Below are 23,635 nucleotides of genomic sequence, written 5' to 3'. Positions count from 1 at the left end.
GCGATACTCCAGATCGCGACTGACACCCCCGTCATCTTCCCAGTCGCGCACGCACGGGAGGACCTGGCCATGGCGCGATACCGGCTTCACTGTGTCGGAGCTTCCGGCAATTCGTTCAAGGTCGCGCTCTTCCTCAACTGCGCCGGGCTCGACTGGGAGCCGGTCGGCGTCGACTTCGCTGGCGGTGAGACCCGGACCCCCGACTGGCGGGCCACGACCAATGTCATGGGCGAAGTGCCCGTGCTCGAGGCCGATGGCCGGCGGATGAGTCAGTCCGGCGCGATCCTGCTGTGGCTCGCCGAAACTCACGGCGTGTTCGGCCCGACTCGCGAGGAGATCTTCGAGACGAGCCGCTGGCTGCTGTTCGACAACCACAAATTCACGTCGAGCTTTGCACAGCACCGGTTTCAGCGCTGCTTCATGCCGGAGCCGGCCCATCCCGCCGTGCTTGCTTATCTGCGCGCACGGACCGAAAGCGCATTCGCGATCGTCGATGGCCACCTCTCCGACCGCCGCTTCATGCTGGGTGACCGGCCGACGATCGTCGATTTCTCGATGCTTGGCTATCTCTACTATCCAGCCGAAGAGACGGGTTTCGATCTCGCTGCGGCATTCCCCGCTATCGATGCATGGCGCCGGCGCGTTGCCGATCTACCGGGATGGAAGCTGCCTTATGAGATGATGCCGGTCGGCAACTCGCCGCCGCACCATCTGTCCCTTTGAGGAGCAGAAGCGACGCAGAATAGCGGATCAAAAGAAAAAGGCCGCTCGGTTTCCCAAGCGGCCTTTCCTGTCTCACGGCGGCTGCACATTTCATCGGGCGATTTCGGAGCTTCCAGACCGGGGGCCTATCTCCCGATCGAGTCCTGGTCGGCGGCCGCTGCATTTCGGGGCAGTCGCGAACTGTTGCCCGAACCGAACGCGATGGTCTCCCATCTCCGTAAGATGGGTTCATTGAGCCGCATCGGCCGCGTCAGCGCAACGACGGCGCAAACGACATCCCCGCTGTTCCCGTTGTCCACAGCGCCGTCAGTCGGATGCGCCTGCATCCAATCCGAAGATGAGATTCGCCGGCGGCCTAGCCGGGGGTCCAGGGCTGGTAGTCGCCGGTCGCCTTCGGGCGCTTGCCGCTGGCGAGCGTTGAGCCGGAGGGTCGGTAGGCGTTGGGCGTGCCGGTCGGGTTCGGCTGGTGCGGCTTCTGCCATTCGCGCGGCTGGTAGTTCTCTTCAGTCGGCGGCACGTCGACGACATGGTGCATCCAGCCGTGCCAGCCGGTGGGAATGCGGCTCGCCTCGGCGTAGCCGTTATAGATCACCCAGCGCCGCTCGAAACCGAGTGCCGGATCGATCGCCCCGCCGCGGGTGCGATAATAGAGGTTGCCCTGCTCGTCCTGGCCGACCAGCTCGCCGTAGCGCTTGGTCCAGAGCTGGGTGCCAAAGGTCTGGCCACTCCACCAGGTGAAGAACTTCAGGAAGAACTGTTTCATGCGGCACGGGCCCTGCTTCGTCGGGTCCTGATGCCATCCGGGCGCTGAAATGTCCAGTTCGCAGGCGGCGGCGGTGCCCCACGCCAACGTCGTAGCGCGACGCCGCCGCAAAGCCGACGCGATCCGTTCATGCCGGGTACAGCGATCGCGTGAAATTCTGCTCCTTGCACGCGCACACAAGCGTGAACCCAGGAACCACCACCCTTTCAAGGGGTTTGCTCCCTGGAAAAGGAGTTGAACATGAATAGTCTGAGAGTTTTAAGCGCGGCGGCCGTAGTGGCCCTGGTGCTTCCGATGGCAACCCCGAGCTTCGCGCAGGGCCCTGGCGGTCGCGGCGGCGGCGGTGGCCATATCGGCGGCGGTGGCGGTGCTCACTTCGGCGGTGGCGGCGGTCCCCGCATGGGTGGCGGCGGCTTCGGCGGTGGTGCACGGTTCGGCGGTGGCGGCGGCCATTTCGCGGGCGGCGCTGCGATGCGCCCCGGCGGCGGTGCCGGACCGGCTTTCAGCGGCGGCGGCGGCCGCAGCTTCGCAGCTGCAGGTAACCACTGGCATGGCGGCGGCGGCAATTGGCACGGCGGCGGCCGGCGTTACGGTGGCGGCGGCTTCTGGCCCGGCGTCGTGGCGGGTGCCGCGATCGGTGGGCTCGGCTCCTACGCCTATTACGGCGGCGGCTACTACAACGATCCCTACTATTATGGCGACGACAACTACTATGACGAGCCGTCCGTCGCAGTGGTGCCCGATAGCGGCGGTGATTCCCCGGCCTATTGCGCCCAGCGCTACAAGTCCTACGATCCGGCCTCGGGCACGTATCTCGGATACGACGGTCAGCGGCACCCCTGCCCCTAACCCTGTCGACGATATCTGACGGACAAGGCGTCGCAGTGATGCGGCGCCTTTTTCGCGTGCTCAGTAGCCCCGCGCCCGTGTCGCCTGCACCCACTTCGACACCTTCCGGAGTTGTGTACAAGTCGATGCAAACGGACCTCTATTCACCGCACCGTGCATATCTACCCCGATCCAATCCAAAATTGACCCGACCCACGATTCGCGGATATCACCAATGCGGGGACTTCGATGTACTGGGAAATGTCATGCCGCGTATCCTCGTGGTAGATGACGATCCGATGGTCGGCGCGACCATCGAGGTCCTCCTCCAACGTCAGGGCTTCGACGTCACGCTGGCCGATGGCGGCGAAACGGGGTTGGCTGCGCTCGAAGCGCAGTCGTTTGAAGTGATGCTGGTCGACATCTTCATGCCGCACATGCGCGGCTTCGAATCCATCCGCATCTTTCACGAGCGTGCGCCCGCGATTCCGCTGATCGCGATGTCCGGCTACGCCTTCGCCTCGTCCGCCTCGCCCACTCCCGATTTCCTGCGCATGGCGCTGGAGCTTGGTGCGACGCGCTGCCTGCGCAAGCCGTTCACGCCGGACGCGCTGCTGACGACGATCCGGGAATGCCTTGGCGAGGCCGCACTGCCGAAGGACAAGAAAGAAGCCCCTTGATCCCCTCGCAGCGCGTCATTCTCGGTGCTGGACTTGCCATCCTCCTGATCATCACCGCAGCTTCGATCGGCCTCGACGTCAAGTCGCGGTCCGACACGACCTGGGTCAATCATACCGTCCAGGTGCAGCGGAAGATTTCCGATCTGCGCCTGCTGTTGCGCCGCGCCGAGAGTGCCGCGCGCGGCTACGAGATCTATCGCAGCGCGAGCTTCAACGAGGAGTTCCAGACGGTGCACGCCCAGATCGCGCCGGCGCTGGCCGATCTCAAGCGCGGCGTGCGCGACAATCCCGATCAGGTCGCGCTTCTGGAGGGCAGCGAGCCGCTGGCGCTGCGCCGGGTCGAGATCGCCGCCGAAGCGATCCGCCTGCGCAATGCGAACGACCAGGCCGGCATTGCCGCGCTCCAGGGCAAGGGCGAGGGCCGCGGCCTGATGGACACGGTGATGGGCAATCTCGACCATCTGAGCGCAGAGGAAGAACGGTTGCTCGCCGCGCGCTCGCAGGATTCGCGCCGCACCGGCATCGTGCTGCTTGGCATCGACGTCGCCGGCGCGCTGGTGATCCTGCTGCTGGTCGTGATGGTGATGCGCGAAAGCCAGCGCACCCAGGTCGCGCTCAAGAGCACGCTGCTGGAGACCACGGCCGCCAAGACGCAGCTCGAGGCCGCCGTCGCCGAGCGCACCGAGCACCTCGTCGCCGCGCATGACGAGCTGCGCCTGTCGGTCAACGTGCTCCAGAGCACGTTCCACAGCATGGCGGAGGCGGTGCTGGTCATCGACGCCGAGGGCACCGTCCTTTTGTCCAATCCGGCCGCCGAGCGCATGCTGCTGCATCGCACCGGCATGAACCTCGGCAATCTGCGTGCGCTGTCCAGCGTCTTCCAGGGCGACGGCGTCACGCCGATGAAGGCCGAGGAGCTGCCGTCGGCGCGGGTGCTGCGCGGCGAGCAGTTCGAGGATCTGGAGATGATCGTCCGTCCGCATGGCGGCGGTCCGGCGCGCCATCTCATGATCAGCGGCCGGCCTATGCGGGACGCACAGGGCGAGATTTCGGGCGCCGTGCTGGTCTATCACGACGCCACCACCTCGCGGGAGACCGAGCGGCAATTGCACCAGTCGCAGAAGCTGGATGCCATCGGCAAGCTGACCGGCGGCGTCGCGCACGACTTCAACAACATGCTGACCGTCATCTCCGGCAACACCGAGACGCTGGTGGCGAGCCTGAAGCAGCAGCCCGAGCTCCAGCGCGTGGCGCGCCTGATCGACGATGCCGCCGAGCGCTGCGCCGAGCTGATCCAGCACCTGCTCGCCTTCGCGCGCCGCCAGCCGCTCCAGCCGCGCAATGTCGAGATCAACGCCGCGCTGTCGGATATCGCAAAACTGCTGCGCCCCACCCTCGGCGAGCAGATCCAGATCGAGACCGTGCTGGAACAGGGCCCGATGACGGCGCATATCGATCCGTCCCGGCTCACCAATGCCGTGCTCAACATGGCCATCAACGCCCGCGACGCCATGCCGAATGGCGGCAAGCTGCTGCTGGAGACGCATCGCGTCGTGCTGGACGAGGCCTATGCGCAGGCCAATGCGGACGTGGTGCCCGGCCCCTACGTGATGCTCGCGGTCAGCGACACCGGCACCGGCATGCCGCCCGACATCCAGCAGAAGGCGTTCGAGCCGTTCTTCACCACCAAGGAGGTCGGCAAAGGCTCGGGCCTCGGCCTCTCCATGGTCTACGGCTTCGTCAAGCAGTCCGGCGGCCACATCAAGATCTACAGCGAGGAAGGCCACGGCACCACGATCAAGCTGTATCTGCCGCCGGGCGAAGGCACGACGGAAATGGCAGCCAGTGCCGCGCCGCAGGCCGAAGGCGGCGCCGAGACCATCTTCGTGGTCGAGGACGATCCGCTGGTGCGCAACTTCGTCACCGCCCAGCTCCAGAGCCTCGGCTACAAGACCATCGCCGCGCCCGACAGCCGCGCCGCGCTGCAATTGATCGAGGCCGGCCAGGCGTTCGATCTGCTCTTCACCGACGTCGTCATTCCCGGCGGCATGAGCGGGCGCGAGCTCGCCGAGGAAGTGGCAAAGCGCCGCCCCGGTCTGAAGGTGCTCTACACCTCCGGCTACACCGACAACGCCATCGTGCATCACGGCAAGCTCGACGACGGCGTGCTGCTGCTGACAAAACCCTATCGCCGCAACCAGCTCGCCGAGATGATCCGGAAGGCGCTGGGTTGAGTTCGCAGGATGGGTTGAGCGCAGCGACACTCATCCTGCGTGCTGTCGCAACTCACCGCGTCGCCAGCAGTACCGCCGCCAGCGTAAAAATCAACGCCGCGATCTGGCCCGGCCCGAGCGGCTCATGCAGCGCGATCGCGGAGGCGACGACGCCGATGACAGGCACCGCCATCGTCCCGATCGCGGCGACCGAGGCCGGCAGGCGCGAGAGCGCGGCGAACCAACTGACATAGGCGATGCAGAACTGCACCACGGTCGAATAGACCAGCAGCCACCAGCCGATCGGCGTCACCTTCTCCAGATGCGTGGTCTCGACCAGCAGGCCGATGATCGAGATCGGCAGGCAGCCGATTCCGATCTGCCAGGCCGCGGCCGTCACCGGCGGCAGACGGATCGGATATTTCTTCGAGAACACGGTGCCGACGGCAAAGCCGAACGCGCCGAACAGCGCCATGACGATCCCCGGCAGCTTCTCCACGCTGGCGGCAAAGCCGTTGCCGCCCATGATCGAGGCAAGGCCGACGAAGGCCATCACCAGCCCCAGCGTGCGCAGCAAGGTCGGCCGCTCGCCCAGCACCGGCCAGGCGATGATCGAGGCCCACACCGGCATGGTATAGGCGATCAGCGCCGCCTCGCTGGCCGGCAGCCAGAGCAGCGCCAGCCCCATCAGCACCATCCAGCCGGTGACGTTGAGCATGGCGGCGGTCAGGAGCCGCGGCCAGATCGCCCTGGGCACCTTGAGGCTGTCGCGGCGGACCAGCGCGAGCGCGGCCAGCAAAATCGCCCCGAGCACGCCCGTCACCCCGCGCAAGGTCAGCGGCGGCAGCTCGGCGATCAGGAATTTCGTCACCGGCCAGTTGAAGCCCCAGCCGATCGAGGTGATCGCGAGGAACATCAGGCCGGCCGGGGCGATGCGCGCTCGCGCATCCCGGCGGGTCGAATCAAGCATGTGGGCAGTCCGGCAAAAGGAGGCTCAGCTTGGCGCGGATTCGGCTCCCCCGCCACCACCTCGGCGGGCATGCCTGCCCTCAGCTTCCGTACCGCTACGTGAGTCCCGCCGGCGCAAGCCCGTTGCCCCAAAATATAGCTGCCCTGTGAACAGCGGGTGGAAGGGTCCGGAACACCACGGGATGCAAATTTTTTCGGTTGGGAATCCCTGAGGACTCACTGATACTTGGGCGAACAACAGGCGCGGGCTTGCCCCCTGTTATCCCCCGCAATCCACCATATTTAGTATTTGATTCAGGAACTCGCACTAGTTCTTGACGGGCGCTTTGGAGAGTCCTAGCTTCCGGTCCGTTCGGCGCGAGTGAGTTTGCGTCCCGCCGGCACTCCCCCAAAGGGTCCGCAAAACTGCACTCCGCCAAGCCAGACGAAGGCAGCGGGAGAAGGGCTTGTCTGCCCTTGGGAAAGCGGACTTCCAGGGCGCCAGAACGGGCCGGCAACAGGCTCGGATGGCATCGGTAGACGTTGTGTTGGTGTGGGGCGTTTGAACGCATGTCGGGCTCATCCCCTTGGGGGCGGCTGGGTCTGGACATGCCGGCGGATGAGAGGTGCTCGCACCCGACATCGCCGGGAAAAACAGGGCCGGAACCACCGGCTGAACTGCGAAGCTTTCCAGGCCATCCGGGCCGGACGGATTCGCGAAATGAAATAGCGACCCGGGCGCCCCAGCGGAGGCAGTCCGGCACAAAAAAGGACGGGGCAAGACGATGCGGATTGAGCGGCGCCACACCACTTCGGGACAGTCACCTTATGCGGGAATCGAATTCCGCCAGACCACGTCGGAGATCAGGAATCCCGACGGCTCGGTCGTGTTCAAGCTCGACGGCGTCGAGGTCCCGGCCGAATGGTCGCAGGTTGCCTCCGACGTGCTCGCCCAGAAATACTTCCGCAAGGCCGGCGTCGCCGCGCGCCTGAAGAAGGTCGAGGAAGAATCCGTCCCCTCCTTCCTGTGGCGCTCCGTGCCCGACACCGAGGCTCTCGCTGCTCTCCCCGAGAAGGAGCGCTATGTCAGCGAGCTCAGCGCCAAGCAGGTGTTCGACCGCCTCGCCGGCTGCTGGACCTATTGGGGCTGGAAGGGCAAGTATTTCTCCTCCGACGAGGACGCCCAGACCTTCTACGACGAGCTTCGCTACATGCTCGCCATGCAGATGGTCGCGCCGAATTCGCCGCAATGGTTCAACACCGGCCTGCACTGGGCCTATGGCATCGACGGCCCCGGCCAGGGCCATTATTACGTCGACCCCTTCACCGGCAAGCTGACCCGGTCGAAATCGTCCTACGAGCATCCGCAGCCGCACGCCTGCTTCATCCAGGGCGTCGGTGACGACCTCGTCAACGAGGGCGGCATCATGGACCTCTGGGTCCGCGAGGCCCGCCTGTTCAAGTACGGCTCCGGCACCGGCTCCAACTTCTCCCGCCTGCGCGGCGAAGGCGAACGCCTCTCCGGCGGCGGCCGCTCGTCCGGCCTGATGAGCTTCCTCAAGATCGGCGACCGCGCCGCGGGCGCGATCAAGTCGGGCGGCACCACGCGCCGTGCGGCCAAGATGGTCGTCGTCGACGTCGATCACCCCGACATCGAGACCTATATCGACTGGAAGGTGAAGGAGGAGCAGAAGGTCGCGGCTCTCGTCACCGGCTCCAAGATCAACCAGAAGCACCTCAAGCTGGTGCTGAAGGCCTGCGTCAACTGCGAAGGTTCGGGCGACGATTGCTTCGATCCCGAGAAGAACCCTGCCCTCCGCCGCGAGATCAAGCTCGCGCGCCGCAGCCTCGTGCCTGACAATTACATCAAGCGCGTCATCCAGTTTGCCAAGCAGGGCTACAAGGACATCCAGTTCGACATCTACGACACCGACTGGGATAGCGAAGCCTACCTCACCGTCTCCGGCCAGAACTCCAACAACTCGGTCTCGCTGAAGGACGATTTCCTGCGCGCCGTGGAAACCGACGGCGACTGGAACCTGAACGCCCGCACCTCCAAGAAGGTGACGAAGACGCTGAAGGCGCGCGACCTCTGGGAGAAGATCGGCTACGCCGCCTGGGCGTCGGCCGACCCCGGCCTGCACTTCAACACCACCATGAACGACTGGCACACCTGCAAGGCGTCCGGCGACATCCGCGCCTCCAATCCGTGCTCGGAATACATGTTCCTGGACGACACGGCGTGCAACCTCGCCTCCGCGAACCTGCTGACGTTCTACGACATCCCCTCCAAGCGTTTCGACGTCGAGGGTTACGAGCATCTCTGCCGGCTTTGGACCATCGTGCTCGAAATCTCGGTGATGATGGCGCAGTTCCCGTCCCGCGCGATCGCCGAGCTCTCCTACGAGTTCCGCACGCTCGGCCTCGGCTACGCCAACATCGGCGGCCTGCTGATGACCATGGGCCTGCCCTATGACAGCAAGGAAGGCCGTGCCATCGCCGGCGCGCTGACCGCGATCATGACCGGCATCACCTACAAGACCTCGGCGGAAATGGCGGCCGAGCTCGGCACCTTCCCCGGCTACAAGAAAAACGCCGCGCACATGCTGCGCGTGATCCGCAACCACCGCCGCGCCGCCCATGGCCAGTCCAACGGCTACGAGGCGCTCTCGGTCAACCCGGTGCCGATGGACCTCGTGTCCTGCCCGCAGACCGACCTCGTCACCCACGCGCAGGCGGCCTGGGATGCGGCGCTCGAGCTCGGCGAACAGCACGGCTATCGTAACGCCCAGACCACTGTCATCGCGCCCACGGGCACGATCGGCCTCGTGATGGATTGCGACACCACCGGCATCGAGCCCGACTTCGCCCTGGTGAAGTTCAAGAAGCTCGCCGGCGGCGGCTACTTCAAGATCATCAACCGCGCGGTCCCCGCGGCGCTGCGTGCGCTCGGCTATCGCGAGAGCGAGATCGCGGAGATCGAGGCCTACGCCGTCGGCCACGGCTCGCTCTCCAACGCCCCCGGCATCAACGCCTCGACCTTGAAGTCCAAGGGCTTCACCGACGAGGCGATTGCAAAAGTCGAGAAGGCCTTGCCGACCGCCTTCGACATCAAGTTCGCCTTCAACAAGTGGACCTTTGGCGAAGATTTTATTCGCGACCAGCTGGGAATCGGCGCTGAAGCCATCGCGGCTCCGGGCTTCGATCTCCTCCAGGCCGTCGGATTTACAAAACGCGAGATCGAGGCGGCCAACGTCCACATCTGCGGCGCGATGACGGTGGAAGGTGCTCCGCACCTCAAGGCCGAGCATTATCCGGTGTTCGACTGCGCCAATCCCTGCGGCAAGATCGGCAAGCGCTACCTGTCGGTCGAGAGCCACATCCGCATGATGGCCGCGGCCCAGCCCTTCATCTCCGGTGCGATCTCCAAGACCATCAACATGCCGAACGACGCCACGGTGGAGGACTGCAAGTCCGCCTACATGCTGTCGTGGAAACTCGCATTGAAAGCCAACGCGCTCTACCGCGACGGCTCCAAGCTCTCCCAGCCGCTCAACTCGCAGCTCATCAGCGACGATGAGGACGAGGACGATGCGGTCGAGAGCCTCTACGAGAAGCCGATGGCGGCGCGTGCCGCGCAGGTCTCGGAGAAGATCGTCGAGAAGCTGGTCGAGCGCATCATCGTGATGCGCGAGCGCGAGAAGATGCCGGATCGCCGCAAGGGCTACACCCAGAAGGCGGTCGTCGGCGGCCACAAGGTCTACTTGCGCACCGGCGAATATGACGACGGCCGTCTCGGCGAGATCTTCATCGACATGCACAAGGAAGGCGCGGCGCTGCGCTCCTTCATCAACAATTTTGCAATCGCCGTCTCGCTCGGCCTGCAATACGGCGTGCCGCTCGAGGAATATGTCGACGCCTTTACCTTCACCCGCTTCGAGCCGGCGGGCCCCGTGCAGGGCAACGACAGCATCAAGTACGCGACCTCGATCCTCGACTACGTCTTCCGCGAGCTCGCGGTGAGCTACATGTCGCGCTTCGACCTCGCCCATGTCGATCCGACCGAGTCGAATTTCGACGCGCTCGGCAAGGGCGTCGAGGAAGGCAAGGAGCCGGACGAGCAGAACCACCAGGCAACCCGCCTGGTCTCGCGCGGCCTCACCCGCTCCCGCACCGACAATCTGTTCGTGATGCGCGGCGGCTCGGCTGCGGTCGCGCAAGGCAACGACAGCGCGCCCTCCGGCGGCAGCAAGGTCACCGCTCTCGCCGGCCACGGCGCCAGCGCCCGTGTCGGCGACGTCCTGGAAGGCGCAGTCGCGCTGAAGCAGGAAGTGGCCCACGACCTCTCGCCCACGGAGAAGCTCGAAGCCCTCCAGTGGAGCAAGGCCGGCAGCGCCGCGACGGTCGCGGCTCCCTCAAAGGCCGAGCGCCGCGCGGAAGCCAAGGCCAAGGGCTACGAAGGCGAGATGTGCAGCGAGTGCGGCAACTTCACGCTGGTGCGGAATGGCACGTGTATGAAGTGCGATACTTGCGGCAGCACGACGGGGTGTTCGTAAAGGGACATGGTGGGGGACGGCAAGTCTTCGGCGCTTGACGGTCTTCGGACAGAAGATGCGATCTTTGGCGTGAATTCTTGATTTTGGCTGTCCCCCACACCCTCGAATCATGCTCTCTTTACTTCCCAAGCTAGACTAGGTAACTTCTGGAAATTCCCGCATACATTGCATACGCTTACGTAGCCTCCCAATATTGCATCGCGCCACGGCGGTCAGGGCATCATGACATACGCGTTTCGGCAGTCACCTGTTCGACGCCAATCGTCGAGGCCCCCTGACCAAATGTCCTTTCTAAGTGATGAAACAGACGCATCTCTGTTTCATCGAATCGCTTCTCTTCCGAAGATAGATCTTCATCGACACGTGACAGGATCAATTAGCGCGGCAACCGCCGTGCGGATAGCAGCCAAATATGGAGTAGAGCTGCCGACCTATATTGCAGCCGATTTAGACAAGATCCTTTTCTCCCAGGAAAGCGTCTCGGATCATCAGCAATATTTCATTCCATGGCCGATTTTAAATAAGCTCTTCGTGTCCCTGGCAGCGGTTCGCGAAATCCTAATTGAGATTGTTCGGGACGCGGCTGCTGATAATGTGATTTATACGGAATTGCGAGTTGGGCCGCGCGCGTTTTTAGGAGACCGCAGCGAATACTCCTTCAAGGAATTCGCCGAAACGGTCACCGTCACCCTACGTGAAGCTGACTCCAAATTTGGCACCACAACCAAGTGCATCCTTGGCATTCCCCGTCACGTATATTCTAAATTGGCCCCAGCAACGCGCTCAAAGATGTTTGCAAAAATGCTCTATATCATCAGAGAGCATGCTTCGTGCTTCGTGGGCGTCGACCTTAACGGCGATGAGCTAGCCGCCGACGCGTCAGAATTCACGTCATTCTTCAATATGGCCAACGATCTTGATGTGCCCGTCACAATTCACGCAGGAGAGGTTGGCCCGGCCGAGAACGTTTCATACGCTATACGCCATCTGCACGCCTCTAGAATTGGACATGGAATAGCGGCTGTTGAGAGCGAGCCCACGCTAAATCTCCTTGCGGAACGACAGTGCGTCCTCGAGATTTGCCCCACCAGCAATAAATTCCTCGGCATCGTCAACGGCTATCGCGAATTACCGTTGGAAAGATTGCGAGAAAGAAACATTCCATTCGTGATCTGCACCGACAATCCGGTCCGGTGTCGTACCTCACTTACTGAAGAGCTATACAAAGTCGCCAAATCTTTTTCGTATTCAATCGATGACGTCAAACAACTATGTAGGGCGTCGGCTCGGGCCGCATTCGCGGACGACAATACCCGCAACATTTTAATAGCCAATTTGGCTTAGTTGCACGGTTATCTTCGGCGAGGTTCAGGATGAACGATTCTGAAGCCCCATCGACCAGGTCCAGGGGAGAGTCCAAACGCTGGAGCAATTTACTGCGCCGCGTAAGATCTCTCATCGACATGAAATGGCCTGTTGTTGCTTATCGCGTAGCCAGCGCGTTCACACTCGTGGCGATTGGCGCCATGTTCGAGCATGCATCTCATTCAACTGTCGCCGCCGTGAGCAGCATTTATTTGGTTGTCTCCGTGGTTATGGAATATTTATTTTCTGAAACATCGAAAGATATTGAACAGCGAGCGAAGGCCACTGCTGAAGAAGAGAGTCGCCAATCAGCCGCTGAGTTTGACATGTACGCCGTCGCCGAGGATTTTCTTACGGCGCGATTGCGTCGAAACACTTTTGCGGTCTCGGCTTTAAAAAGTGGCGATTTGGCGATCATTCAGTATGGAGCAAATAGTATCGCGAAGCTGCCTGCCATCAATCAAACTCTCAAGGACTTGTGCGACTCATTGAGCGCTAGCGCCAGCAAATACCGCATGATTCCAAGAACGGAAGCCTGGTTCAGGGCCACTTACATGGAGGTGCAGGGACAGCCTGAAGGCGAAAGACTCATATATTTTGGATGGCACACTCGAGATGACAATCCTCCTCGCTCGATGTCTATGAATGTTACCTATCTTAAAGGCGAGGGTTGTGCCGGTACAGCTTGGGAAAAAAGTCGACCGGTCATTGAGGACTTCAAAGATCGGCACGAATGGAAAGACAACTACGCACATCAAAGCTCCAACTATACCTCGATGATCTGTGTGCCCGTAACAAAGGGGTACGGACAAGACTCAAACAAAGTTATTGGTGTTATCACAGTCGACACCCATGTGGACCTGTACTTTGGCAATAAGGGCGACCGCACTCAGGAAGATAAGGTAGCGAGTCTGATTAGACCCTACGGAACGTATATCGCATTCATCAGCGTTGTAGATGAGGCTATGCGCGACCTCACTGAGAGGCTACGAGGAGCGCCCGCCCCCAATGACGCAGTGACTATTGAAGCTGAAACTGACACGCAACGAGTTCTTGCCGCGCCCCCAGACGCACTGCTCACCACCAATGAGACGCCTCAGTCACAGACCGTTCGACGCAAACCTCGGTAAACCCATAAGCAGTGTTCGCTCCTGTCGCCCGCTCTCGTCTCCTCTGCCTGCGCCTACTGGTACGCGACTGCCACATCATCGCAGCCCGTAGGAGCCCTTGCGAAACCCATCATTCCTTGACGGCTATTGATGGGTTTCACCGAAGCGATACCCGTCAACTCAGCCAGGTGATGGCTCTCGCAAGGGTTCAACCCATCCCACCCGCTCCCCACAAAACCCATGAATTACGGTGCACTTAACTATCATATCCACTTTAAAGTGAGTGTTTGTCACCTCAATTCTCGACGCTCCATCGAAAAACGGAATATCGCGGCGCGACAGACAAGGAGACCGAATTTGTTCTACCTTATCGATCTGCCCAAGCAACCCTCGGGATACGTTCACCGTTCCACCGCGTCAGATTGGGAAGCCTGGATCAGGAAATGTCTCCCGGCGAGCCTCCATCAGGAAGTTCAGCGACGACTGATCTCCAATCTCAAACACGTTCTGGTCGGGATGGAGATGAAGGCCGCGCTGATCGTTCCCCACGCAAAGCAGGGCAAACTTCTTTTCGAGTCCTACTTTCACATGCTCAACTTCGAGTTCTGCGTGGGCATGTTTTCGATATGCGAGGGTCTGGGCTCCGCACTCTGGCTAAGGGAAAACGGTTTGGACGGGTCCGACGCCAACCGCATCCCCATCGTTCAATGGAAACCCTCTCTGACGAAGAAATTCGATCCCGAGGCGAAGTCCGATCTTGGCGCGGACGTCGATAGCGTGAAGAGCGTCAGAGATAAGCTTCACCAGGATCAATTGGGTGCCCGAGAGAACATCGATTGGCATGCCTTTTCGTACGACGCAGCGTTCACTCCAGCGGCGCGTGCGATGCGATGCCTACTCCGCACGAATGCCGGCGACGTGCCGAAAGAAACGAATCTGACCGTTGAATGAACAATTGCAGCGAGCGTAGCCCGGATGAGCACAGCGATATCCGGGAAGCCAAGCACTCGAAGCCCCGGATATCGCTTCGCTCATCCGGCTAGTTTCTGCGATCAGCATGCCGAATTACGGTGCCAGTCCTGTCGCCGCAATCGCAGATCGGTTCCGGCTTCGATGCTCATCAACACCCCGCCCCCGAATTGCCTTTGCGTCTGCGCCCCTCCCCCCTTAGACTCTTAACCCACCGGCATGGGTTCCGACGGGCCCGCTAGAACCAGAGTCAACTTATGCCCAAGCCGGAAAGCTTCCCGATCGAGAAGATCTTCGTTCCCACGAAGCAGAAGAAAGCCCTCAAGCCCGAGAGCGTTGCGGAGATCGCAGAAAGTATGCTGGAGATCGGACAGCAGGAGCCCATTTCCGTCCGGCTCGACGGAGATCGCCTCGTTCTGGTCGAGGGATTGCATCGGTTAGAGGCCTGCAAGGCGCTCGGCGAGACGACCATTCTCGGTGTCCTTGTTACGGCCGAGCTTGCTCAACCCAAGCCATCGCTCGCCGAGCGACCCGAAGTCGAGGCCGAGCGCCTCAAGATGGCGCGCTTGAAACAGTTGCGGCTTGAGAAGGAAGCCGCGGAGGCGTCGACGTCTGCCTTGAGGGGCGCTGGCGCAACGGAGGCGTCGCGCGCCCGTCCGGCGAAAGGCGTCCGCGACAATGCGAAGGCATCACCGGGCCGGGCCGCGAAATCGGCGCCGAAATCATTGTCGGCCTGGATCAATCAGCAAAAGGGCAGCGGCGAACGCTATTGATTGCCGGAATGACGATGACAGCCCGCAGGACGGATTGAACCCTTGCGAGACCCATCATTCCGCCACGACTGTTGATGGTCTTCGCTTCGCTCTTCCCATCTCGTGCCCCTCGCGATTTTCGTCAATCAGCTGCCTCTCACGTCGTCAGGATCATCGGCGGCTTCGGTGTCGGCTCTGAATGATCGCCATGCGGCCCAAGCAAGAACAAGCGTCCCACATGCAATTGCGGCCACCCCAGTGAAGGCGCTGTAATTTTTCGCCAACAAGAACAGACCCCATACGGCCCCGCCAAGAGCCCACCCAATAACGTCGCCACAGATGCTTCCCGACACGATCGCGACAGCGTCATTCCAAAACGTCCAAAACGTTCGCTGCTCCGTTTCCCGCATCGCCGCGCTTATCAAGGAACAGGCCCCCAAGCCTAACCTCCGCAAAAAGTGAGGCGCACTGAACGTCGATGCCTCGTTGCGCCGTAGGGTGGGCAAAGGCGCGCTCGCGCCGTGCCCACGACCTATCTCGATCACGAATAAAGCGTGGGCACGCTTGCGCTTTGCCCACCCTACGAGAGCGTCGACGACCTACTCGACCTTCACGCCCGTCTCGTCCACGATCTTTTTCCAGAACCCGGTCTCTTCGACCAGGATGCGGGAAAATTCGGCCGGGCCCTTGTTCACGACGTCGAAGCCGACCTCGGCAAGGCGCTGCTGCGCCGCCGGCTGTTGCAGGAACTCGTTGATCGCGGTGTTGATGATCGTCACCACGCTGTCCGGCGTCCCCTTCGGCGCCATGACGCCGACCCAGGTGTCACCCTGGATCTCCGGAAATCCCTGCTCGATCATGGTCGGAACATCCGGCAGCAGTTTCGAGCGGGTCTTGCCGGTGACCGCGAGCGCGTTGAGTTGCCGCCCTGATATCATCGGTCCGGCGGATGCCATGGTGGTCCACCCGATCGGCACATGATTGCCGACCACGGCCTGAACCGCCGGGCCTGCGCCTGGAAACGGCACGCCGACGATATCGAGCTTCTGCGTCACCCTGAAGCGCTCCGCGAGCAGATGCCCCTGGGTCCCGACGCCGCCATGCGCGTAATTCTGATTGGACCGCGCTTTCAGGTAAGCCACCAGTTCCTTCGCATCCTTGACTGCCAGCGTGGGATTGACGGAGACCACGTGCGTCGAGGAGACCGACAGGTTGATGGCGACGAAATCCGCGATCGGATCATATGGGATGTTGGTGAAGACCGACGCATTGACCGCGTGCGTGCTCAGCGCGAACAGGATCGTGTAGCCATCCGCCGTCGACCGCGCCGCCTGGACCGTTCCGCGGTTGCCGGTCGCGCCAGCGATGTTCTCCACCACGAAGCGCTGCCCGAGCTTTTCCGAAAGATACGCGCAGGCCAGGCGCGCATAGACATCGGCGGTGCCGCCGGGCGCGAAGGTGACGATGGCGCGAACCGGCTTGTCAGGATAGGCCTGCGCCGATGCAATCCGCGGCGCGGCCAGCAGCGCCGCAGAGCCGCCGACGAGCCCCATGAACCGGCGGCGGCCGATCATGGCCCTCTTGGAATTGACAGATTGCATCTGCTGACCCGGCGACGATGTCTTGCTCATCCCTAAGCTCCATTCCGTGACGCGTGCGAGGCGCGTCGATATCCGTTCAACGCGGCAATCTCGTGCCGATGCCCTTGGCGCATGCCGCTTCATAGATGAAAGCCGCAGCGGCGAGATCCGCGAGGCCCGCGCCCGAAAAGATCAATGCGTTGCGCTCGTCGCGATGGGTGCGCCCGGCGATGCGACCGGACACGAGATCGGCGATATCGCCGGCGAACGGTCCGTCGTAATTCAGGACTCCGTTCGGACCGGCGGTGCTCTGCTCGCGGTCGTCGGTCATGGTGCGATCGAAGGCGGCAAGACTGTCGCGTTTCCAGCCGAAGCCGAGATCCACCGACGAGACGAAGGTGCCCGGCTCGACCCAGTTGGCATCGAGTTGTCGATTGGTCGGCGAACCATGCGGAACGGAGCTGATGACGATGTCACACCCCGCAATCGCCGCGCGCGGATCGGACACGGCGCGCGCCTGCAGGCCTTTCTCGCGGGCTTTGGCGGCGAAGGCCTCCGCCGTCTCGAGGCGGCGGCTGAACGCGACGACATGGGTCAACGGAAACGCCGCGGCGAACACATCGAGATGGCTTCGCGCCTGGGCACCACACGCCAGAAAACCGATCGTGCCCGCGTCGGCGCGCGCCATGAAGCGGGCCGCGACAAGCGAGATGAGCGCCGTGCGGATCGCCGAAATCCAGACACCGTCCATGATGGCCACCGGCCGTCCGGTCTCGATCTCGTTGAGAACGATCAGCGGCATGAAATCAGGCACCCCATTGCTGTTGCCGGGGAAATAGCCGAACCATTTGAACGCCGCATAGCCCGGGCGATCCATCACCGCGCCTTTGCCGCGGAAGATGTTGGCCCCGCCCGCGCTGATCGTGACCTTGGGATGCGACCAGACCCCGCCTTCCGCGCGGCGAAGGAAGGCATGCCGGAGCGCGGCCTCCAGCTCGCCGACCTGCGCATCGCATGCGACCACATCCGCCTGCGACAGATACAGCAGCTCATCATCCGCGACATTCAGCGTCATGGCGTCGCCTCCGCGCTCAGCCAATCTATCGCAATCGCAATCGCCATCGCCGCACGCACCTGATCCATCCCCCAACTATTCCTGTATTCAGATAAAAATTCAATGCTGTCTTCTAGGCAGCCAGGTCCTGAAATCCCTGGGGAAAGCGGACACATCTGAAGGGAATTTGAGCGCCGCGACGTTTTTTTAGCCACGCCCCGGCAGCGGCAATTGCGGCAGCGCGAGCTTCGCCGGGACCGTCCGAGACGCGCGTGGGCTGGAGCGCGGGCGCCCGTCGGTCAACGCGGTCGACCGGATCGGAAACGTCCGCACGACGACGATCACGCAGAGCCGGCGCTTCGTCGTCGATACCGCCCGCCTGACCGTCAGCACCAAGTTCGGCGTCGCACCGGTTGATCCCTGGCCGGCGGCGCGATCATCCCACCCAGTGAGCCCGCTGCATCAACACTCCACCAGGTCGGTGTGGCCGAATCCCTTGGAATAGCCGAGCAGCGAGATCACGGTCGGCGTCAGACCGATCAGGCGAACCTCGGACGGGTTGGGCATCGGCAGGCCGGCGGCCTTTTGCTCCGGATAGCGCGACATCAGGAGGCCGATCGCCTTCTCGATTTCGGCCGGATCGGTCAGGGTTCGCGCCCGCGCCGCCATGGAGAGGCCGGTGATCTCCATCACCTCTGCCGGGTCGTCATCGATGGCGAGCGAGACCCGATCGTCCCGGGACAGGTTCTGCGCCTTCTGGCTGTCGAGGCCGCACAGGAAATAGATGGTGAGACCTTCGTTGGCATAGCCGACGGTCGTCACCTGCGGCCAGCCGTCGGCCCGCAAGGTCGCAATCCGCATGGTCCGGTGCCGGTCCAGCAAGGTCTGGATCTTTTGTCTGATTGCATTGTCCATCGCACGCCTCTGCATGTCGGCCCCTGGTCAGGATAGCCGGCCTCGCGCACGAGGATGTTGACGCGCCTCAAATCGTGAGGCGCGACGTTGGACGGCGTTGGTTTGAGTGCACCATCACCGTCATCCGGGCATCACCTCCATCGTTTCCCCTGAACTTTCTTGCCGCTCCGCCGTTCTCTGAGGCAACGGAGGACGGCGACAATGATTTTTGATTTACGGGTTGTGGCGATTGCGGCGAGTTTCATCCTGGCCTCCATCGCAGTGGCCGCGGCCGAAGGCGGACACGAGCAGCCCGCACGGGTCGCTTCAAGCGTGAGCGACCACGCCGGCGAGGCCCGGCCCATTCGCGTGATCCTGCCGGCTCCGTGGGAACCCGCACCGGCCAAGACCGGCACGCAAAGCGTGGTGCAGAAATAGGCTCAGCGATGCGCGTCCAGGAGAAGTCTCCTGGGGCGCCCTTCCTGTTCACAAGTGCACATACGCGGCCAGCCCGCCCCGCTATGCGAGCCCTGAAGCAAGTCGCGGGAGAATTGGGCTGATGCAGTCGACCTGGCCGTTGGTGAAGCGCTGGACGGCCGAGGAGCACCACCGGCTGAAGACCCTGGCGGAATCAGGCATGCGCGCCGACGAGATCGCGGCCACTCTTTCGCGCAGTGAAAAGGCTGTCAGGGCCCGCGCCTGGCAGCACGGCATCACCCTCAAGCTGCTGGCCCCGAAACCCGGACCGCCAAAGCGTGTGCACGTCAAGACAAGGTGATGCCCGAAGCGGCGACATCTGCAAGCAAGTTCACTCCGCGTCCTCGCCATTCAAAAGCGCAAGCGCGCGCGGCACCTGATCGCGGTCGGCAACCAGCACATATTCCTGCCGCTGCAGGCTGGCGCCGCTCGCGACGACGATCGACTGTTTCGGGCAGAGCCCGAAGCAGCCGGTCATGACGAGCTTTGCCGCCTTGCTGCCCTCGGGCCTGCTCGCCTTCATCAGCGACTTCAGCGCACGCCTGACATCGGCGCCCTCGTCGCTGCGCTTGAGGCACTTGCGGCACACCAGCACCGGCGCCGCGCGGCGCGGGCGGACGATCACAGGCTTTGCGGATTTCACGGACTTGTCAGACATGGCATTCCCAAATGGACTTCGGCTCATATAGGGACGGAACCGCGATCCTGCCGCCGGCACGGCTCCGGAAAGCGCTTCCGCCTTCGCCGTGCGAGCTCCGGCGGACACGTCGCTCATCCCGTCCACGAACGACAATTCGGTGTCGTGCCTCGATCCGCCCCGCCCCCGAGCCGGCCATAATTTCTCCTTCGCACGCGCGTTGTGTTGGCCGACGGCGAGGCCTATCCTTCCGACGATCGGACTGCCGCACTCCCATTGACGCCCGACTGGATGGAGCGCGCATTCGTGCCAGACGACCCCAAACCTGATGCCGCCAAACCTGATGCCGTCAAGCCGGACGAGGCGCGCGCCGATGGCGGGCTGGCGCGGGCCTATGACCGGATCAAGAGCGCAGAGGAAGACCTCGCGCGGCTGGATCGGCTGGTTTCCGGAATGGAACGCGGCAACGAAGCTCCGCGGCCCGCGCAGGCAAGCGCCGGAGCGAAGGCAGCCGAAACTCCGGAAGACAAGACTCCCAGGGACAAGGCACCGCCACCGGACAGCAGGGTTCGCGATCAAGGCCTGAGGGGAGATCGGACCATGATGCGTGCCCTGGTTGGCCTCGTGCTGGCGATCGGCATTCTCGGTGCCGCCTTCGCCTCGCAATATCGCGATGAAGCAAAGGTGATGACCAGGTCGATCATGGCGCGATGGGCGCCGCCGGCGGCGAGCGAGCCCCCGCCAGCGTCCGCGGCGGAAAGCCCGACGCAGCCACCGGCCGTGCTCCTGGCTGCTGCGGACGGGCCAAGTTCAATGCCCGCGCCGCCGGTAGCCAAGGAAACGGAAAGCGCCCCAAAGCCTGCCGCCACAGCTGAGCCGTCATCTTCCGATCTCGCGCAATCGCTCAAGACCATCACCGGCGAGCTTGCGAGCATCAACGCAAAGCTCGAGCAACTGAAGAGCCGCAACGAGCAGACGCTGCGCGAGCAGGCCGACACCATTCAACAGCTCAAGGCCGCGCAGGAGAAGGATGCGGCGGACAATGCGCGCCTCGCCGCGCAGGTCCAGGCGCTGCAGTCCCAACTGACGACGTCATCCACGTCCGCCTCCGCCAGACCCGTCGTGCGGAGCGCGACGGGCAACGATGCGGCTGCGCCGGTGCGGCCGCACGTGCAGACGGCCTCACCAAGGCGGCCCAGGCCGCCGCCGCGCGGGCCCTGGATGCCGCCGCCCTATATGGTCGATCCCTACGGCGATCCGGATTGGTGAGCCGACGGCGCGGAGCGCCTGCTGTGGCCACCCTACTCCCGCGCCCGACGCACCGCCGCTTCCAGCTTGATCCGCTGCTTGTCCCACCGTCCCTCCTCGGCCCCGGCACGTTCGTCCAGCGCGGCCCGCTCGGCTTCGATCTCGTCCGACCGCGCCGCGTGGTCCTGCCTCGCCTGCTCCAGTGCCGCCTCGGCGGCTGCGACGGCTTTCTCCCGGCGCGCGCGCTCCTTGGCGCGGGCAGCCTCTTCCTTGCGGCGCGCGGTGTCGCGTCGCTGCTCTTCCTTGGCAAAGGCCGCGGCGGCTGCGCGCGCTTGTCGATCGTCGCTCCCGGACTTCGCCGCATGCTTGGCTGGACGCTTGGCCGAACTCTTGCCTGAACCCTTGCCCGAACTCTTGGCCAAACTCTTGGCTGAACCCTTCTTCGGCCTCGACCTGGATTTCACCTTGCCGTCGTCCCCGGCGAGATCGCTCGGCAGTTCGGAATGCTCGGTGAATGCGCCGTCCGACCCGACCGGCCGCCGGAGCACGATTCCGGGGGCCGCCAGGGTCGCCGCGACGATGTCGGGGTCATCGGTCTCCCTGGCGATGCCCTGATGGAACAGGTTGGACTTGGCGCCCCACGCGTCCAGCGCCGCCTTCATCGAGGGTGCGGCGATCGCCTGGTCATAGAAGCCGAGCGAGGTCTGATAGGTCTTCAGCTTTCTTGACGGCTTTGTTGGCATCTCGCCTCACGGCCTGATCATGCGGAGCGGGCTGCGGAGTCCTGCCCGGCGCCGAACCGATGCCTATCAACGTCCGGGCTGATGGATCTCGCAACGGCTCACCCCATCCTAGCCGGTCCCACAAGTCCCATGCCAAGGAAAAGCAAGCGCCTGCGCCCACGCGTTCGCAGCGGGCCTGCGAGGCGCCTGGTGGGTGCACACCACGTGCACGCGCCCCGCCGCATGGTCGGGTATATCTGGATCGCAATGTGGCCGATGTCGTCGCGCGCGCCGGCGAAGTGACGGCGAGTGCGCAGCCGGTCTAGGCATTCATCGTCGCGAGGCCGCGCGATTCATGCTGCGGGCCGGCGCTGCGCGGCGGGTCGATATCCCGCCAGCTCCGGTCGCTCTGATGCACGGCGAGAACGTTGATGCCGAGCGCCATGGCGTGATAGCCGTGCTCCCGCAGCCACTGCTCGAGCTGCCGGCCATCCGTCTTGATCTTTTCGATCAGCAGGATCGGGCGATGCTTGTGGATCGTCTCGCGGGCGCCCGCGAGGGCCTCCATCTCCATGCCCTCGATGTCGATCTTGATGAAATCGACGCGCGGACAGTCGAGTTCGTCCAGCGTCAGCTTCCGGACGACGACGGTGTTGTCGGTATAGCTGATCGGCTGACCGATGAATTCGTTGCCCGGGCGCTGCCGCAGCTCCAGGCTGCCGAAGCTGGACGGCGCAAAATAGTTCGGGTTCGGGATCTGCATCGTGCCGGACTCGGAGGACACGGCCGCATTCACCGCCAGCGCGTTGAAGCAGTTGTTGATGGCGATGTTGCCCGCCAGCGCATAGTAGATCCGCTCCTGCGCCTCGATCGAGATCACCGAGCCCCAGCCCGTCATCGCCGAGGCCCATTCGATCGTGTGCACGCCGATATTGGCGCCGCAGTCGATGGCGATCACGCCGTCGCCGTGGTACTTGCGTCGCAACGCCAACAATTCGAGCGCGACATTGACCTCGACCGGGTCGAAAGCGGCCGTCTCCAGGATCTGAAATCCCACGCCGTAGCCGTCATCGGGACCGGTCATCCGATAGTCGAAGCGATTGACGATCATCGTCCCGTGGTTGGACGAGGCCATGACAAAGGCCAGCTTTTGCCCCGCGATCGGCATTGCAGAATCTCCTCTACCCCAAAGTGGAGGCCACCATCGCAGCGCGCGCTTACGCGAGGCTTGTCCCGGCATCGGCTCCAGCCCGGATGCGCGAGGTGGTGCGTAGTGCGTAGCCCGGATGAAGCGCAGCGCAATCCGGGATGTTGCCTCAGGCTACGCCGGCCGGGGATTGCGCTGCGCACCATCCGGGCGACAAACCGCTGGCCGTCGCACCTGCCGACCTTCTCATACTACCCCTGTTTTGCCCGACGCGTCAAATCATTTTCGGTTTTTACGAACAATTGAAAACGCTGGCGATTTCTACTGTGCATGGGGTTGTTTTCGAGATTTTCTTGAACGGCATCCGTCCGCCTTGCGCAACACCAGCTTTTCCTTGCATTCCCTCGCGCCGCCCCTACGGTGCGGCCGCGCAACGCGCCCCGAGACGTTCCGAGCGACGAGACCTGCCATGACCGATGCCACCAAATGCCCGAGCTGCCAATCGGAGCATGCCTATCAGGACCGCGATCTCTGGATCTGCCCGGAATGCGGCCATGAATGGAGCGCTGCGGCCGGCGCCGAAGCGGATGCGTCGCAGGAGACGGGCGTGCGCGACGCCCATGGCAATGTGCTCGCCGACGGCGACAGCGTCATCGTGATGAAGGACCTCAAGGTCAAGGGCTCCTCCTCGGTCGTCAAGGGCGGCACCAAGGTCCGCAACATCCGCCTCCAGGAGGCCACCGACGGCCACAACATCGCCTGCAAGATCGACGGCATCGGCGCGATGAACCTGAAGTCGGAGTTCGTGAAGAAGGCATAGCCTGCTCGCGGCCATCCGCGCGGCAGCGCTGTCTCGGCCGCGTTCGCGCCGTCCCGTCACCGCTGCCGCTGTGCCAGATAAAACCCGCACAGCACCGTCACGAGTCCGGCCGCCTGCAACATCGTCGGCGGCTCGCCGAGCAGCAGCCAG

Annotated in this window: 21 protein-coding genes; 13 read left to right on the top strand and 8 right to left on the bottom strand. The window is 63.2% G+C overall.

The window, feature by feature from the left end:
* Window positions 1-69 precede the first annotated feature (69 nt).
* Window positions 70-723, top strand: coding sequence for a glutathione S-transferase family protein (locus PMI42_RS21315; RefSeq protein WP_008137877.1), 654 nt, complete (start codon window positions 70-72; stop codon window positions 721-723).
* Window positions 724-1,078: 355 nt separating this feature from the next.
* Here PMI42_RS21315 and PMI42_RS21310 read toward each other — a convergent pair whose 3' ends face one another.
* Entirely contained in the window at window positions 1,079-1,486 is a 408-nt protein-coding gene (locus PMI42_RS21310; protein WP_008137875.1) for an NADH:ubiquinone oxidoreductase subunit NDUFA12, read from the bottom strand.
* A 240-nt stretch (window positions 1,487-1,726) separates the two neighbouring features.
* Between PMI42_RS21310 and PMI42_RS21305 the strand changes: the two genes are divergently transcribed.
* The 3 genes from PMI42_RS21305 (at window position 1,727) to PMI42_RS21295 (ending at window position 5,228) form a co-directional block, all read left to right on the top strand.
* Window positions 1,727-2,335, top strand: coding sequence for a BA14K family protein (locus PMI42_RS21305; RefSeq protein WP_008137873.1), 609 nt, complete (start codon window positions 1,727-1,729; stop codon window positions 2,333-2,335).
* A gap of 245 nt (window positions 2,336-2,580) precedes the next feature.
* The gene (locus PMI42_RS21300; RefSeq protein ID WP_008137870.1) at window positions 2,581-2,994 is read left to right on the top strand and encodes a response regulator; all 414 of its coding nucleotides are present in this window, start codon (window positions 2,581-2,583) and stop codon (window positions 2,992-2,994) included.
* The gene (locus tag PMI42_RS21295) at window positions 2,991-5,228 is read left to right on the top strand and encodes a CHASE3 domain-containing protein (protein WP_008137867.1); all 2,238 of its coding nucleotides are present in this window, start codon (window positions 2,991-2,993) and stop codon (window positions 5,226-5,228) included. The genes PMI42_RS21300 and PMI42_RS21295 overlap by 4 nt, the downstream gene beginning before the upstream one ends.
* 52 nt (window positions 5,229-5,280) lie before the next feature.
* On the opposite strand, the gene PMI42_RS21290 is transcribed toward PMI42_RS21295, so the two are convergent.
* A complete protein-coding gene (locus PMI42_RS21290) occupies window positions 5,281-6,177 on the bottom strand; it encodes a DMT family transporter (RefSeq protein ID WP_008137865.1) in 897 nt (298 codons plus the stop codon).
* 763 nt (window positions 6,178-6,940) lie between these two features.
* Between PMI42_RS21290 and PMI42_RS21285 the strand changes: the two genes are divergently transcribed.
* The 5 genes from PMI42_RS21285 (at window position 6,941) to PMI42_RS21265 (ending at window position 14,927) form a co-directional block, all read left to right on the top strand.
* Entirely contained in the window at window positions 6,941-10,711 is a 3,771-nt protein-coding gene (locus PMI42_RS21285; protein ID WP_008137863.1) for a vitamin B12-dependent ribonucleotide reductase, read from the top strand.
* Between the two features lie 282 nt (window positions 10,712-10,993).
* Window positions 10,994-12,055, top strand: coding sequence for an adenosine deaminase (gene add, locus PMI42_RS21280; RefSeq protein WP_157195792.1), 1,062 nt, complete (start codon window positions 10,994-10,996; stop codon window positions 12,053-12,055).
* Window positions 12,056-12,084: 29 nt separating this feature from the next.
* The gene (locus PMI42_RS21275; protein ID WP_008137860.1) at window positions 12,085-13,206 is read left to right on the top strand and encodes a GAF domain-containing protein; all 1,122 of its coding nucleotides are present in this window, start codon (window positions 12,085-12,087) and stop codon (window positions 13,204-13,206) included.
* A 336-nt stretch (window positions 13,207-13,542) separates the two neighbouring features.
* A complete protein-coding gene (locus PMI42_RS21270) occupies window positions 13,543-14,136 on the top strand; it encodes a hypothetical protein (RefSeq protein ID WP_008137858.1) in 594 nt (197 codons plus the stop codon).
* Window positions 14,137-14,411: 275 nt separating this feature from the next.
* Window positions 14,412-14,927, top strand: coding sequence for a ParB N-terminal domain-containing protein (locus PMI42_RS21265; protein WP_008137857.1), 516 nt, complete (start codon window positions 14,412-14,414; stop codon window positions 14,925-14,927).
* A gap of 578 nt (window positions 14,928-15,505) precedes the next feature.
* On the opposite strand, the gene PMI42_RS21260 is transcribed toward PMI42_RS21265, so the two are convergent.
* The 3 genes from PMI42_RS21260 to PMI42_RS21245 all read right to left on the bottom strand — a co-directional run bounded on the left by PMI42_RS21260 (window position 15,506) and on the right by PMI42_RS21245 (window position 18,455).
* Window positions 15,506-16,537, bottom strand: a complete 1,032-nt coding sequence (locus tag PMI42_RS21260; RefSeq protein WP_008137856.1) for a Bug family tripartite tricarboxylate transporter substrate binding protein — start codon at window positions 16,535-16,537, stop codon at window positions 15,506-15,508.
* Window positions 16,538-16,583: 46 nt separating this feature from the next.
* Entirely contained in the window at window positions 16,584-17,561 is a 978-nt protein-coding gene (locus PMI42_RS21255; RefSeq protein ID WP_008137855.1) for an ornithine cyclodeaminase family protein, read from the bottom strand.
* A gap of 441 nt (window positions 17,562-18,002) precedes the next feature.
* Window positions 18,003-18,455: a pyridoxamine 5'-phosphate oxidase family protein gene (locus tag PMI42_RS21245; protein WP_008137854.1), complete on the bottom strand. Its 453-nt coding sequence runs from the start codon at window positions 18,453-18,455 to the stop codon at window positions 18,003-18,005.
* Between the two features lie 201 nt (window positions 18,456-18,656).
* Here PMI42_RS21245 and PMI42_RS21240 point away from each other — a divergent pair, with 201 nt between their 5' ends.
* Together PMI42_RS21240 and PMI42_RS21235 are read left to right on the top strand one after the other, a co-directional pair.
* A complete protein-coding gene (locus PMI42_RS21240; protein ID WP_008137853.1) occupies window positions 18,657-18,872 on the top strand; it encodes a hypothetical protein in 216 nt (71 codons plus the stop codon).
* Window positions 18,873-18,993: 121 nt separating this feature from the next.
* The gene (locus PMI42_RS21235) at window positions 18,994-19,212 is read left to right on the top strand and encodes a hypothetical protein (RefSeq protein ID WP_008137850.1); all 219 of its coding nucleotides are present in this window, start codon (window positions 18,994-18,996) and stop codon (window positions 19,210-19,212) included.
* A 30-nt stretch (window positions 19,213-19,242) separates the two neighbouring features.
* Here the strand turns inward: PMI42_RS21235 and PMI42_RS21230 are convergent, their stop codons facing one another.
* Window positions 19,243-19,569 carry a hypothetical protein gene (locus PMI42_RS21230; protein WP_008137848.1) on the bottom strand — a complete coding sequence of 109 codons (327 nt, stop codon included), beginning with the start codon at window positions 19,567-19,569 and terminating at the stop codon, window positions 19,243-19,245.
* Between the two features lie 270 nt (window positions 19,570-19,839).
* Here PMI42_RS21230 and PMI42_RS21225 point away from each other — a divergent pair, with 270 nt between their 5' ends.
* On the top strand, window positions 19,840-20,817 hold the full coding sequence (locus PMI42_RS21225) for a hypothetical protein (protein WP_035966254.1): 978 nt from the start codon (window positions 19,840-19,842) through the stop codon (window positions 20,815-20,817).
* A 32-nt stretch (window positions 20,818-20,849) separates the two neighbouring features.
* Here the strand turns inward: PMI42_RS21225 and PMI42_RS21220 are convergent, their stop codons facing one another.
* On the bottom strand, window positions 20,850-21,539 hold the full coding sequence (locus PMI42_RS21220) for a hypothetical protein (protein ID WP_008137843.1): 690 nt from the start codon (window positions 21,537-21,539) through the stop codon (window positions 20,850-20,852).
* 301 nt (window positions 21,540-21,840) lie between these two features.
* Entirely contained in the window at window positions 21,841-22,686 is an 846-nt protein-coding gene (locus tag PMI42_RS21215) for an FkbM family methyltransferase (protein ID WP_008137842.1), read from the bottom strand.
* A gap of 448 nt (window positions 22,687-23,134) precedes the next feature.
* Between PMI42_RS21215 and PMI42_RS21210 the strand changes: the two genes are divergently transcribed.
* Window positions 23,135-23,485: a zinc ribbon domain-containing protein YjdM gene (locus tag PMI42_RS21210; RefSeq protein WP_008137841.1), complete on the top strand. Its 351-nt coding sequence runs from the start codon at window positions 23,135-23,137 to the stop codon at window positions 23,483-23,485.
* Window positions 23,486-23,635 lie beyond the last annotated feature (150 nt).

Origin of the sequence: Bradyrhizobium sp. YR681, assembly GCF_000282615.1 — a bacterium.
Lineage (GTDB): Bacteria > Pseudomonadota > Alphaproteobacteria > Rhizobiales > Xanthobacteraceae > Bradyrhizobium.
The sequence above is the reverse complement of the archived record's forward strand: the minus strand, read 5'-3'. Positions and strand labels throughout refer to the sequence as shown.